This window comes from Nostoc punctiforme PCC 73102 (assembly GCF_000020025.1).
Taxonomy (GTDB): domain Bacteria; phylum Cyanobacteriota; class Cyanobacteriia; order Cyanobacteriales; family Nostocaceae; genus Nostoc; species Nostoc punctiforme.
Genome location: NC_010628.1, coordinates 7,610,220 through 7,623,354, shown reverse-complemented (window position 1 = coordinate 7,623,354; position 13,135 = coordinate 7,610,220). Strand labels below are relative to the sequence as shown.

11 protein-coding genes and 1 tRNA gene are annotated in these 13,135 nt (G+C 41.3%); 6 read left to right on the top strand and 6 right to left on the bottom strand.

Translation table 11 applies throughout. From position 1 onward, the window contains the following. Positions 1 to 27: 27 nt before the first annotated feature. The 4 genes from NPUN_RS31300 to NPUN_RS31285 all read right to left on the bottom strand — a co-directional run bounded on the left by NPUN_RS31300 (position 28) and on the right by NPUN_RS31285 (position 2,991). A complete protein-coding gene (locus tag NPUN_RS31300; protein ID WP_012412386.1) occupies positions 28 to 504 on the bottom strand; it encodes a hypothetical protein in 477 nt (158 codons plus the stop codon). Positions 505 to 620: 116 nt separating this feature from the next. Then, positions 621 to 1,385 (bottom strand): energy-coupling factor ABC transporter ATP-binding protein, encoded by a 765-nt coding sequence (locus tag NPUN_RS31295; protein WP_012412385.1) that lies wholly within the window; start codon positions 1,383 to 1,385, stop codon positions 621 to 623. Positions 1,386 to 1,421: 36 nt separating this feature from the next. Next, the gene (locus NPUN_RS31290; protein ID WP_012412384.1) at positions 1,422 to 2,075 is read right to left on the bottom strand and encodes an energy-coupling factor transporter transmembrane component T family protein; all 654 of its coding nucleotides are present in this window, start codon (positions 2,073 to 2,075) and stop codon (positions 1,422 to 1,424) included. Further along, complete coding sequence (locus NPUN_RS31285) at positions 2,068 to 2,991, bottom strand: energy-coupling factor ABC transporter permease (protein ID WP_012412383.1); 924 nt, start codon at positions 2,989 to 2,991, stop codon at positions 2,068 to 2,070. The genes NPUN_RS31290 and NPUN_RS31285 overlap by 8 nt, the downstream gene beginning before the upstream one ends. A gap of 990 nt (positions 2,992 to 3,981) precedes the next feature. On the opposite strand from NPUN_RS31285, the gene NPUN_RS31280 reads away from it, so the two are divergent. Together NPUN_RS31280 and NPUN_RS31275 are read left to right on the top strand one after the other, a co-directional pair. Further along, complete coding sequence (locus NPUN_RS31280; protein WP_012412382.1) at positions 3,982 to 5,859, top strand: glycosyltransferase family 39 protein; 1,878 nt, start codon at positions 3,982 to 3,984, stop codon at positions 5,857 to 5,859. A 204-nt stretch (positions 5,860 to 6,063) separates the two neighbouring features. Continuing rightward, the gene (locus tag NPUN_RS31275; protein WP_012412381.1) at positions 6,064 to 8,592 is read left to right on the top strand and encodes a mannose-1-phosphate guanyltransferase; all 2,529 of its coding nucleotides are present in this window, start codon (positions 6,064 to 6,066) and stop codon (positions 8,590 to 8,592) included. A gap of 161 nt (positions 8,593 to 8,753) precedes the next feature. Here NPUN_RS31275 and NPUN_RS31270 read toward each other — a convergent pair whose 3' ends face one another. Continuing rightward, on the bottom strand, positions 8,754 to 9,062 hold the full coding sequence (locus NPUN_RS31270) for a hypothetical protein (RefSeq protein WP_052304668.1): 309 nt from the start codon (positions 9,060 to 9,062) through the stop codon (positions 8,754 to 8,756). A 469-nt stretch (positions 9,063 to 9,531) separates the two neighbouring features. Between NPUN_RS31270 and fldA the strand changes: the two genes are divergently transcribed. Together fldA and NPUN_RS31260 are read left to right on the top strand one after the other, a co-directional pair. Beyond that, a complete protein-coding gene (gene fldA / locus NPUN_RS31265; protein ID WP_012412380.1) occupies positions 9,532 to 10,044 on the top strand; it encodes a flavodoxin FldA in 513 nt (170 codons plus the stop codon). Positions 10,045 to 10,109: 65 nt separating this feature from the next. Then, positions 10,110 to 10,862: an alpha/beta fold hydrolase gene (locus NPUN_RS31260; protein ID WP_012412379.1), complete on the top strand. Its 753-nt coding sequence runs from the start codon at positions 10,110 to 10,112 to the stop codon at positions 10,860 to 10,862. A 180-nt stretch (positions 10,863 to 11,042) separates the two neighbouring features. Here the strand turns inward: NPUN_RS31260 and trhO are convergent, their stop codons facing one another. Further along, the gene (trhO, locus tag NPUN_RS31255) at positions 11,043 to 11,960 is read right to left on the bottom strand and encodes an oxygen-dependent tRNA uridine(34) hydroxylase TrhO (RefSeq protein WP_012412378.1); all 918 of its coding nucleotides are present in this window, start codon (positions 11,958 to 11,960) and stop codon (positions 11,043 to 11,045) included. Between the two features lie 71 nt (positions 11,961 to 12,031). Between trhO and NPUN_RS31250 the strand changes: the two genes are divergently transcribed. Next, positions 12,032 to 12,104 (top strand) — tRNA-Ala (locus NPUN_RS31250). Positions 12,105 to 12,585: 481 nt separating this feature from the next. Beyond that, on the top strand, positions 12,586 to 13,032 hold the full coding sequence (locus NPUN_RS31245; protein WP_012412377.1) for a DUF2127 domain-containing protein: 447 nt from the start codon (positions 12,586 to 12,588) through the stop codon (positions 13,030 to 13,032). The last annotated feature ends 103 nt before the right edge of the window (positions 13,033 to 13,135 follow it).

Sequence of the window (13,135 nt, the reverse complement as noted above, 5' to 3'; positions counted from 1 at the left end):
CCTCTTGTGCCCAATTCCCCAGATAAATTATTCTGGCTGGCTACAATACTTATTCATCTGATTGACTAACGTATCTGACTGCTTGCCAAGATTTGTAGCTGTTGTCAGTGCTGAGTCAATTTCAGTTCTAGCCTTTTGGATTTTTTCTCTACCCGATTCTGAAGCTTCTGCTGTCTTGGTTGCACCAAGCGCTCTACCCGCTTTGGCGATCGCTTGACTAAGATTCTGAAAAATATTGACAAAACCGCTTTGAAATTGTTTCAGCTTGGGATCTGTTAAATTCAGTTCCTTAATCGATTTAGTCACAAATTCTAAATCTTTAGACAGTTGTATGCTGGTGATGACTTGCGTTCCTTTATTGTTATCAATCAGAGAAGTTCCGGCATTTACAACTCGAATCAGTCGCTGGCACTGAGAAACTTTATTTTCGTTGCAACTGGTAACAAACAAAGCGATGCTCAGGCTAACAGGAGCAATAACAGTATATTTATGTAAAACAGACATTAACACCCCAACAGCAATAAACCCAGAATATAGTATCTAATATTACGGGCAATGGGCAGAGAGAATAGTGGATGAGTCTTTAAACTCCACTTCTGTGCCCATGCCCCAATTTCAAATTACCAATCTATGGGCAAACCTAACTGGTCTAAAGTAGCACCATCTTGCAAAAGTGGTTGAATATTGCCGTCTATTTGAATTCGACCACCAGACAGCACCAAAGCGCGTTGCGTAACTCTACCTAACCAATTTAGGTCATGGGAAGCAATTAACATCACCTGCACTGGTAACTTTAACAAAACTTGCGCTAAATGTCGTCGCCATGCTGGATCGAGACCGTTAGTCGGCTCATCCAAAATTAGAATTGTCGGATCTAAGGCTAAAATTGAGGCTAGGGCAGCAAGGCGTTTTTGTCCACCAGAAAGTTCGTGAGCGGAGCGATTAGCGTAGGCTTCTAGTCCGAAATCAGCTAATAACTGCTGGGCGCGATCGCTAGCCTCTGCTGGTGACATTCCGTAGTTGCGTGGGCCAAAGGTAATATCTTCTAAGATGGTGGGCATAAATAGTTGGTCGTTGGCATCTTGAAAGCTAAAGCCAATTTGACGGCGTATTTGGGGTAGAGTTTTAGGCTCTAAGGGGATGCCATTAATGGTAATTTTCCCCGTCTGGGGTTGTTTTAAGCCGATTAAGTTCTCTAGCAAGGTGCTTTTTCCAGAACCAGTTGCTCCCATCAAAGCGACGCGATCGCCTTTATTCAAAGTAAAAGAAATCTCTTGTAATACTGGCTCCTGGCGAGAATAGGCATAAACCAAGTTCTCAACTTCAACGACAGTTGCGTAGGGGTTATGGGTTGGTGGTTGGGGATTAGATGTTAAAGATTTCAAGATTCACAAACTCAATATTGCGGAGTGAGAATTGGGTTAAATTTTGTAAGAAGTTAGGGTTACAGTAGCAGCGATCGCACAAGCTAGTAATACGGCAAAACGCTCTTTCGGTCTGAGAGGAGAATCGATGGGCAATTGCCCGTTGTAACCGCGAGCTACCATTGCCCCATAGACTCGTTCTGCCCTATCCAGACTGCGGAGATACAAGGCTCCGATCATGGCAGCACTGGCGTAGCGCAACCATCCCGCAGTTCCATGCAGACCACGTAATTGAGCGCTGCGCTGCATCCGGGTTACTTCTGAGAGCAAAATTTCCATATATTGCCCAGCTAACAACAAGTTTTCTTTTAAAGGTGCTGGTACGGGTAAGCCTTTCAGGGCTATACCAAAACTGTGGGGCGGTAAGGTTAACAAAAAACTATTCATAGTAACTAGACAAACCAGCGAACGAAGCAGTAAAAAGCTGGCTCTTTCCCATCCCAAAGGCAAGGCTAGCAATGACAAAAAAATCAATTCTGTACCGAGTAATCCTCCCAAGTGGCGAATTGATACGTGCAACAGCCAAGCCCACAAAAGTGCGATCGCGGCATATACACCTAAGCAATACCAAGCATGATATTTTAGTAACGCTGCTCCCACGACAATCACTAGAGACAGCTGCAAACGCAATGGCAAAGAAAGTTTAAGCATTCTTCGGTTTCACCACCTTGGCAATCCCAAAGGCTACAGCAAAGCAAACTGTAGCTCCCATAAGTCCAGCGATACTAGTACCAATTGGCCCCAAACCCTTAATACTATAGTCAGCTAAGGGAGTCGGCACAATTACCCGGACTTTTGCAGCTAAATCAATGAAACCTGTCTTTTCAGCGACTTTTTCCAAACCATCAGGCCAGGCTGAGGCAAAGAGTGAAAGCACTCCTGCAATCAAGAAAATGGTGACAATAGGCACTGACCACCCGCGAAATTCCTGCTGTTCCCCTGGTAACAAATCTGGTCGGGCTGTAGCTAAATAAGTCAGCACACCCCCAGTAATTATCCCTTCGCCAATGCCAATCAAAATATGTACGCCAGTCATAGCTGGTAAAACTATGGCTACAGGTGCAGTACCAGAGAGGGCTAACTCAATAGCACAAGCTATAGCAGCTACCACTACACTTACACCAGCAGCTATACCAGCAGCTAGGGGTAAACGCCCTTTAAATCCCCCCAACAGCCGTTGCAAGGTTTGGGTTAAAATCCAGCCTACCCAAACACCAACTACTGCCATATTGAAAATGTTTGCTCCCAAGGCTGTAATGCCACCATCAGCAAATAGCACAGCTTGAATAATTAAAACTGTGGCAATACACAACGTCCCTGCCCACGGACTACCCAAAACGATCGCAGCTAAGGTTCCTCCTAATAAGTGACCACTAGTACCTCCAGCTACCGGAAAATTGATCATCTGGGCGGCAAAAATGAAGGCAGTGGTTAATCCCAGTATGGGCGCACGACGGATACCAAAAGCTTCTTGCGATCGCTCGAAGGCAATAAAAAGTGCTGCTACACTGGCTAAACCAGTAGCCCCTGCCACCGGAACAGAAACAAATCCATCAGGAATATGCATGATCTACCCTGTATTTTTTAGATGTTTATTTACTCAATACCAACAATAAATAAAGGCACTAAATTAATAACAAACAAAATTTTCACCTTTTTTGCAATGCCCTGTTGGGGGATTTTATGCTGTTACTTTTGAGAGATTTACAATCCAATGGCTGCTAAATAGTATACTTAATTTACACGAATATTAATTTTTGTTAATTTTATTTTTATATATGTCGATAAATTTTTGGAAAAGTGCAAATCTCTTGACTTTAAGAAGCTAATATGTATCCGATCTGGGCATTCTGAATGCCAAGAAGCTTGCTAGTATTGTGCTTTTTATCTATGAAGCTGCTACATGAACATTTTGGATTTTGAATTGCTTTACGGCTCTTACGATCGCTATTTAAAGCGGTCTTCATTAGATTTTAACTACATTTTTTATGGCAACGCAGCATTGCTGTGCCTTGAAAATATCTAACTGTATAGCTAAATTGTCTTGATAGTTAGCTGAATTCAATAATAACTCAGGATTCAGAATTCAATTAGTTCTTAATTTGTAGCCATTACTTTTTTGTTGACCACCAACTTTAAAATTTGGTAAACTAGTACTTTTTTTAACTTATAGTTATTAACCAACTATGATTTTAGATTAATATATTAGTATAACTAATATAAACAAGTCTTTACATAGTCTCGATCGACTGTATATTTGCTGACTTCGCTGACTTAATGGTACAGTATTGATTAATTTTTTGGATAAAAAATTGTGTAAGCGTTGATACTTAACACAAAATAGTGGTTAAACTTAAAATTCAGTTTAAGAAGGCAAAAGGTTTGATTTAGAAGGGGTTTGAATCCCCTCCTAAATAGTATGAAACTTAGCTAGCGCGTCACTAACGTTAAATAATCACAACGAGGGATTTGAGATTTTGATTTTTGTTCTTAGATTTTAGAACGAACTTAAATTTCAAACGTCAAATCTACAAATCCATTTGTATAAGGTCCGGCAATGAGAGTTATTTTCAAAGGTGCATTTTATTTTTACAAAAAAATTATCTCGTTGCTACCTGCATCTACTGACCCTTGTGTACAGATTGTAGATAGTAATTCTGCCTCACAGCACAAACACTGGTATAGTTACTGGCAAGTTCGCTTCCCACCTTCCTGGCTTCACCCTTTGCTGATGTTGATGTGGTTGCTTATCGGCATTAGCTTACGCCTAACCAACTTGACAGCAAAGTCTCCTTGGACTGATGAGTTTTCCACCTTGGTGTTTAGCTTGGGTAACAATTTTTTATCAGTACCCCTAGATCGGGCGATCGCACCCGATATCTTATTACAACCACTCCAACCAAATCCAGTGGCTAGTATTGGTGATGTGGTTCATAACTTAGCTACACAAGATAGCCATCCACCTCTGTATTTTGTGCTGGCTTACCTGTGGATGAAATTATTCCCTAGCGAGGGAGGATTAGTATCGCTATTTGCAGCGCGATCGCTACCTGCGATATTCGGTGCTGCCTCAATTCCGTGTGTTTACGTATTAGGTAAAGTAGCATTTCGTTCGAGAATAGTAGGACAATTGGCTGCTGCCACGATCGCAGTATCACCCTACGCCGTATTTTTAGCACAAGAAGCACGTCATTATACTTTGGCAATGTTATGGGTGATTGGTTCTCTCACCTGCTTAGTAATTGCCACACGTCATATTCAAAACCGCACACCTTTACCTATATGGGTAGCACTTTCCTGGGTAGTAATTAATGCTTTAGGTATTGCTACTCATTATTTTTTCACCTTCACCCTCTACACAGAAGCCGTAGTTTTGATTTCTCTGGCTTGGCTTCAATTGCAAACTAGCACCAAATTTTCTTTCTTCTTCTCTTCTGTCTGGCGGCGCATTTATGCCGTTGCGGTAGGTACTTTGGTGGCGGGTTTAATTTGGATACCAATCTTGTTAGAGAACAAAAATCGTGGGATTTTGACCGAGTGGATTCGAGGTTCGCGCGTTGGACTAGATTGGTTAAGCCCAATTTTTCAAGCTTTAGGAACATTGATTGCAATGATTTCCCTGTTACCAGTTGAATCTTCTCAAGCTTTGGTGGTGATTCCTTCTGGAATAGTGATGCTGACTTTCTTTATTTGGGCAGTACCAATTTTGCTGCGTGGGATCAAAATTCAACTACAGCATCCAGAAAACCGGATTATGATTCAGGTGTTTATTGGAGTTGCAGTCAGTGCGATCGCTTTATTTTTGATCTTTACTTACTTTTTAGGTATTGACCTGACCAGAGGCGCTAGATATAACTTTGTTTACTATCCTGCGATCGTTGTCTTACTAGGTGCAAGTCTTGCAGTTTGTTGGCATCCTCCCCAAGAATTGATGGAAAGAGAACAAGGGAAAAATGGCATAGAAAGCATAGGTAAATGGGGAATAAACGGTAAAAAAGCCGTGATGTTAATTTGGTTAATGGGATTTTTTAGTGCAGTCACAGTAATCTGCAATCTCGGCTATCAAAAATATTATCGCCCTGACCTGTTTGTGCAACTCATCCAACAAATATCCCCAGTACCAGTTCTGATTGCCACTACTCACAAAAGTTATATACAAACTGGGGAAATGATGGGGGTAGCTAGGGAGTTGAAACTTGCCAATTCGCCCCAAAATTCTTTGTTTCTCCTTGCCCATCAATATCAAGATCCGAATACTTCCACCATTGCTCTAGAAAATACCTTAAAGACGCTACCACGACCTTTTGACTTGTGGCTGGTAAACTTTCACGCACCCGTAGCAGAAGCCGTCAAAACATGCGCCGTATCTAATAATCAATCTTTGCCAGGTGTGGACGGCTACGAATATCAACTTTATCACTGCCAGAAAAGTTAAGCAGTTTTCCTTTTGAGGGCAGGGGGAGCAGGGAAAGCATGGGAAGAAAAAACTATTGCTCAATCCCCAATTCCCAACGTAGATGCATCTTGTGAAAGTTCCTCAAAAATCGATATCCATAGGAGACTAGAGAAAGAAGAACAGAATAAATATATGTGATACGTTTTCAAGCACTGAAGGCTGTAACTACTTTAAGGAGGATTTATGCGTGCAGTACTTATGGCAGGGGGTTCGGGAACGCGGCTTCGCCCGTTAACTTGCGATCTGCCCAAACCGATGGTGCCAATCCTAAATCGACCAATTGCCGAACATATTATCAATCTTCTGAAGAGACATCAAATTACAGAAGTTATTGCGACATTGCATTATTTACCTGATGTCTTGCGAGACTATTTTCAAGATGGCAGCGATTTTGGTGTTCAGATGACTTATGCCGTCGAAGAAGATCAGCCTTTGGGTACAGCAGGCTGTGTGAAAAACATTGCCGAACTTCTGGATGAAACTTTTTTAGTCATTAGCGGTGATAGCATAACAGATTTTGACCTCACGGCTGCGATCGCATTTCACAAACAAAATAAGTCGAAAGCTACTTTGATTTTAACCAGGGTTCCCAACCCAATTGAGTTTGGGGTGGTGATTACCGATGAGGAAAGACGAATTCGACGATTTTTAGAAAAACCCTCTAGTAGTGAAATTTTTTCCGATACTGTCAACACTGGCACTTACATTCTCGAACCAGAAGTTTTAGAATATCTGCCAGCAAACATTGAATGCGACTTTTCCAAAGACCTATTCCCCTTACTATTAGCAAAAGATGAGCCAATGTATGGTTACATCGCTCAAGGCTACTGGTGTGATGTTGGTCACTTAGATGCCTATCGGGAAGCTCAATATGATGCATTAGATCGAAAGGTAAATCTCGATTTTGCCTACAAAGAAGTTTCTCATGAGTTATGGGTAGGTCAAAATACTTACATCGATCATACGGCTGTAATTGAAACCCCAGCAGTGATTGGTGATAATTGTCGTATCGGTGCAAGAGTACAAATTGAGGCCGGGACTGTAATTGGCGATAATGTCACTATTGGCGCTGATGCTAATCTCAAACGCCCCATAGTGTGGAATGGGGCATTTATTGGCGATGAAGCACATCTTTCTGCCTGTGTGATTTCCCGTGGCGCTCGTGTAGACCGCCGCGCCCATGTATTAGAAGCAGCTGTTGTGGGTTCGCTTTCCACGGTGGGAGAAGAAGCCCAAATTAGCCCAGGTGTGCGCGTTTGGCCAAGTAAAAAGATTGAGTCAGGGGCAGTTCTAAACATTAACTTGATTTGGGGCAACACCGCTCAACGAAATTTATTTGGGCAACGTGGTGTGCAAGGATTAGCGAATATCGATATCACCCCAGAATTCGCCGTGAAATTGGGATCTGCTTACGGTTCTACCTTAAAACCTGGTTCTAAGGTAACGGTTTCCCGTGACCAGCGTAATGTCTCTCGGATGGTGACGCGATCGCTCATTGCTGGTTTAATGTCAGTAGGTATTGATATTCAAAACCTCGATGCTACAGCTATCCCCATTGCTCGCACGGTTATACCCACAATGTCGGTAGCTGGTGGTATCCATGTGCGAGTCCACCCCGATCGCCCTGACTACATTCTGATTGAATTCATGGATGCTAAGGGCATTAATATCTCCAAAGCCCTGGAAAAGAAAATCGAAGGTGCTTACTTCAAGGAAGATATGCGGCGGGCGCTAATTCATGAAATTGGTGATGTATCTTATCCTAGCCAAGTCATGGATCGCTACTGTACTGCTTTTGAGAAACTTTTGCATGTTCACACACTCCGCAATAGTCGGGCAAAAGTAGTGATTGATTATGTTTATGCAGTATCCGGGGCAGTTTTACCCCAAATGTTGGATAAATTTGGTGCTGATGCAGTGGTACTGAATGCCAGTGTCAATAAAAGTGCGATGTCAATCACCGATCGCGAAGGACTGCTAACTCAGTTAGGTCATGTAGTGGAAGCATTGAAAGCTAACTTTGGTGTGCAAGTCTCCGCTAATGGAGAACAGCTGATTTTAGTTGATGAATCCGGCTACCCAATTCGTGGAGAAACTTTAACAGCACTGATGGTAGACATGATTCTGACGGCTAACCCCAGAGGAACAGTAGTAGTGCCGGTTCATGCTTCTAGTGCTATTGAACAAGTCGCTCGTCGTCATGATGGCAGGGTAATCCGCACCAAAGCCAACCCTACAGCTTTAATGGAAGCTTGTCAAAAAAATCCAAATGTGGTTTTGGGAGGTAGTGGAGAGACTGGTTTTATTTTCCCGCAACTGCATCCGGGATTTGATTCTATGTTCTGTATTGCAAAGATCATTGAGATGTTGACTATACAGGAGCGATCGCTAGCTGCTGCGCGGTCAGAATTGCCCCGTGTAATTCACAAAACTTATACAGTCCGTTGTCCGTGGACAGCCAAGGGTGCTTTGATGCGTTACTTAGTGGAAACTCACCCAGCCCAAAACTTAGAACTCATTGATGGAGTGAAAATTTGTCAACCTTATGATGATAGTTGGTTGTTAGTTTTACCAGATGCTAGCGAACCACTGGTGCATCTGTATGCAAATAGCAACGATCGCGAATGGGTAGATGAGACTGTCAGAAATTACCGTACCCGTGTTCAGAGTTTTGTGGAAAGACAACAAGAATATCAACCAGCAGAAATGTAATTCGTAATTCGTAATGGGCTTCTCTGCGAGACGCTAAAAGCGAACGCCCCGCTACGCTAACGTAATTCGTAATTCAAGAATTCAATTACGAATTACGTTAGTGAGTCCGCAAGCATGATTACAATAAATAACGAATTATTGCCGAGATGGGTTCAAAATTATCATTGGACATTCTGACATTCGGGTAAATTTTTACCTACATATTTGCAATCAAAATAAATTAAAGCTTCCCTAGTAGAGGTGAATGCTCTAGTTGTAGTGTATGAGTCACTGTTTTGGCTTGCCTTAGATGACCAAACTTTCAAATAGTAATGACTATTATCATCGCTAGACCATAATTCATAACGATAATCACCTCCTGAACCCTGACTAGTTAAATAGTCAGCTAGCGCTTTATTTGATGCAGACAACAAGCTCAATACAGTTAAAACAGGAATTACAGCTATTTTTATTATTTGGATTAATTTCATAAATGCACACAAAATTTACTCTCTCTAGCTTCTTTTAGCAATGTAGCTTTTGAAACCAGTAATTCCCTTGAATATTGTGTAAGGATATCGTAAGGCATTTACAAGAAGTCGGTTTTTAGTCTACTCCTCAATACAGACAGTTTAGGTAAGACCAAAACACTTGTAGAGACGGCGATTTATCGCGTCTCGAAAACCCAAAATTTTTGCCATTAGCCATTAAGTGAACCGTATTGGCATACTCCCGATTGAGTTGGAATGAACCGCCGCCCGCTTTTCCGGTTTATTCCCTGAAATCCTTTACAAAACTTAACTTAAGCTAAATGATAAAAACTATCAATAAATCTGGTACTATATCTCCAAGCTTATTGATATAGATATTCATTAAGCTAAAAATATATTTCAACAAGCAAGGCCAATAAGTATCCTTGCGTAAATTATTGCGTTCCAAATTCATATACCAGGTGGCAATATGTCGAAAAAAATCGGTCTGTTTTATGGTACTCAAACTGGCAACACTGAATCTGATGCTGAAAAAATTCGGGATGAGTTTGGTGGTGATGTTGTAACATTACATCCCATTTATGAGGCGGATACTACCACTTTTGATGAGTATGAATTACTGATTATTGGCTCTCCAACTTGGGATATTGGTCAACTTCAGAGCGATTGGGAAAGCTTTTTCTCCGATCTCGATGAAATAGGTTTTAGCGGTAAGTTAGTTGCCTATTTTGGTGATGGAGATCAATATGGCTATGCTGATAACTTTCAGGATGCAATGGGAATTCTGGAAGAAAAAATTTCCCAGCGCGGCGGTAAAACTGTTGGCTACTGGTCAACAGAGGGTTATGAATTTGAGAATTCTAGAGCCTTGAAAAATGGCAAGTTTGTTGGTTTGGCACTTGATGAAGGTAGTCAATCCGATCTCACAGATGAGCGAATTAAAACTTGGGTTGCTCAGTTGAAAACAGAATTTGGTTTGTAGAAATTAGGGGCACACAGCTAGCTGTGCGCCCCTACTATTGATAGTTTAGAAATTATAGGTAATTTATGTCTGATTCATTTGATGTTTTGTGGTTAAATGCAAGTCCTATTTTGAAGCGTTTTGATAAACCATTACTTGATTACTTATCTGGGTATATGAGAATCGCCCAGTGGGAATACCAGCAAACCAAAGATGAAGCCAGTTCCATAGATCAAGCTGTGGAGTTGCTGCATAACTTTTTAGAATGGCGCGATCGCCCCGTGCATTTAGCGGGCCATGGGATGAGTGGTGCGATCGCTTTAACCTTTGCTCGTCGATTTCCCCAAAAAGTGCGATCGCTAACTCTGCTGTCTGTAGCAGCTCAACCTGCAAACAATTGGCAAGCTCACTATTACTTTCAACGACAACTTTTTAGTATCAGCCGTGAGCTAGTTTTAGCAAGTACCGTTCGCAGTCTTTTTGGAAATCAACCACCTCATACCACTAAGAAGTTAGTAGCTGCCTTAGATAAAGATTTAGAACAATCTCCTTCACAACACTCTTTGTTTAAGTTGGTTTATTTACCCAAGGGTGGAGTTTCTATGCCAATGATGGTATGTGGTAGCAAGAGCGATCCGGTAGTCAACCCAACTGTATTACATGACTGGTTGAATTGGTTGAAGCCAGAAGATAAACTCTGGGAATGCCCACAAGGGTATCATTTTTTTCACTACTTCTATCCTCAACAGGTTGGCGAAGAGATTTTGAGTTTTTGGAAACGCCACCCTTCGCATTTACTAGAAGCATCTGCACTATCTTTTAGTACTTCTACAAATTAAGTTAAGACTAGAGAGATTCTATGTGAGGCTGCGCTTGATTCACGTAGGGGCAATTCATGTAGACGCAGAGCGGCTTCCCGCAGGGTATTGCCCTTACAGCCTGTAGTTTTGGATAACTCTTATAAGCGCATTTTGAAACAGAAATGGTATTAGATCCCCTCTACACAAACTTAAAATCCATTAGCTTACATCCCGATTTTTGGAATTAGCAACTTGGGTTTGGTAATGCCGCCATTTTTCCTGTTGACGCGCTCTTTTCTCCTCGGTGAGGCTATCAAAACAATAGGCACAGGAGATACCCTGCTCATATTTTGGAGATATTTTATCTTCTTCAGAAATCGGATACCCACAACAGAAGCACAACTCATAACTTCCTTCCTCCAACCCATGACTGACAGCTACCCGCTCGTCAAAGACAAAACATTCACCTTGCCATAAACTTTCTTGTGCCGGAACTTCTTCCAGATACTTGAGAATGCCGCCTTTGAGATGATAAACTTCTGCAAAACCTTGGGCAAGCATGAAAGATGAAGCCTTTTCACAGCGAATGCCACCTGTACAAAACAAGGCAACCTTTTTGTGTTTAGTTGGGTCGAGGTTGTGTACCACATAATCGGGAAATTCTCGGAATGAGCCAGTTTGGGGATTTTCTGCTCCTTGAAAAGTACCGATATTCACCTCATAATCATTGCGAGTGTCAATCACAGTTACTTCTGGATCGCAAATCAAATCATTCCATTCTTGGGGACTGACATAAGTGCCAACTTTCTCAGTTGGGTCAATTTCAGGCAACCCCAAAGTGACAATCTCTGACTTCAACCGCACCTTCATCCGCTCAAAAGGTGGAGTTTCAGTATAGGACTCTTTGTATTCTAGGTCTGCTAAACGGGGGTCACTACGCAGAAACCAGAGAACAGAATCAATCGCCTGACGCGAACCCGCAATTGTACCGTTAATGCCTTCTTGTGCCAACAAAATTGTCCCTTTGACACCTTGCGCTTGGCAGTAAGACAACAGAGGATCTCGTTTCTGGGCAAAATCTGGCAGCTTGACAAATTTATACAATGCTGCAACAATTTGAGTGTTTTCTGAATTCATCCCTTTAGTAACAGAATAATATAAGTTACAATAGCAACCTCAAACGAAGTTGCCTGCTATTTTAATTTTATGGGGGTTTAGCTCAGTTGGTAGAGCGCCTGCTTTGCAAGCAGGATGTCAGCGGTTCGAGTCCGCTAACCTCCATTGGATATAATTTATCTCAAGTGCGATCGCTAGTAATACCCAAATAAAACACACCTCAATCAAAATACCTTTATCTAGTACGGAATGGGGTTTTGGTGATTTTTAAGTAAAAAGTTAAGGGATAGGTAAGTTAGTATTACATTCAATTGCCTTATTTTCAAAGCCGTACTTAGTTAGAAAAATCTCTAGATAATGAAGTTAACTGTTACCTGACAGAACTTAGGTAATTTTGAGGTTCAAAAATAGCGGTTGAATTTGTTAGCAATGACAGCAGCCTTAACTAAATCTTCCGCAACAATATTTCTGTTTTGGAGTTATAACCCACATCCCACACTTCAATCGGTAGTATTAACACTTGATTTACTGGTTACAAAAAGTGGAAAGATGAGGCGATAAAGTGTTGCGACAATAAACGTCTTAGTTGGTATCATCCAGAGGCAGTTAATCAAAGTTTGGCTTATATATATTTTTAGGGGGTTGTTTGAAAAAGCGTCCATTGGGGTTAGTGGCAATTGTTGCCTACAAATCATTTGCTGCCTTGCTACTTATGGTTACTTCCATTGCTTTATTATTGACATTAAAAAATTATCAGACTCTAGAGGCTTTCTCAGAAAATTATGTTTTAGAAGGTAAATCGATAATTATTGATTGGATTTTAAAGAAAGTTATCAACTTAAATCCTAGAACTTTGGCATTTAGCGGCATCGGAGCAGGAGTTTATGCTATTATCACCAGTATTGAAGCCGTTGGTTTATGGTACGAAAAGCGTTGGGCCCATGTATTAGTATTGGGACTTGTTGGTATCAGTATTCCACCAGAAGTTTATGAATTAATTCGGGGAATATCTCTGATAAAAATATTCATCTTTTTGTTAAATCTAGCTGTATTTGGATATTTACTCCGAAATTTTCCTAAACATCCAAAGTGATTTTTTATTCGATATTTAGGATCTATCTTCGAAAAGTTTCTTATTGCTGAGTCTTGATTAAAAAGTGGTACTTATGAATCTTTTCACTCAGTACGTTGTACAA

Coding starts and splice junctions, on each gene's coding strand:
- NPUN_RS31280 (WP_012412382.1), top strand. CDS start 3,982: ATGAGAGTTATTTTCAAAGGTGCATTTTATTTTTACAAAAAAATTATC.
- NPUN_RS31300 (WP_012412386.1), bottom strand. CDS start 504: ATGTCTGTTTTACATAAATATACTGTTATTGCTCCTGTTAGCCTGAGC.
- trhO (WP_012412378.1), bottom strand. CDS start 11,960: ATGAATTCAGAAAACACTCAAATTGTTGCAGCATTGTATAAATTTGTC.
- fldA (WP_012412380.1), top strand. CDS start 9,532: ATGTCGAAAAAAATCGGTCTGTTTTATGGTACTCAAACTGGCAACACT.
- NPUN_RS31290 (WP_012412384.1), bottom strand. CDS start 2,075: ATGCTTAAACTTTCTTTGCCATTGCGTTTGCAGCTGTCTCTAGTGATT.
- NPUN_RS31275 (WP_012412381.1), top strand. CDS start 6,064: ATGCGTGCAGTACTTATGGCAGGGGGTTCGGGAACGCGGCTTCGCCCG.
- NPUN_RS31285 (WP_012412383.1), bottom strand. CDS start 2,991: ATGCATATTCCTGATGGATTTGTTTCTGTTCCGGTGGCAGGGGCTACT.
- NPUN_RS31260 (WP_012412379.1), top strand. CDS start 10,110: ATGTCTGATTCATTTGATGTTTTGTGGTTAAATGCAAGTCCTATTTTG.
- NPUN_RS31270 (WP_052304668.1), bottom strand. CDS start 9,062: ATGAAATTAATCCAAATAATAAAAATAGCTGTAATTCCTGTTTTAACT.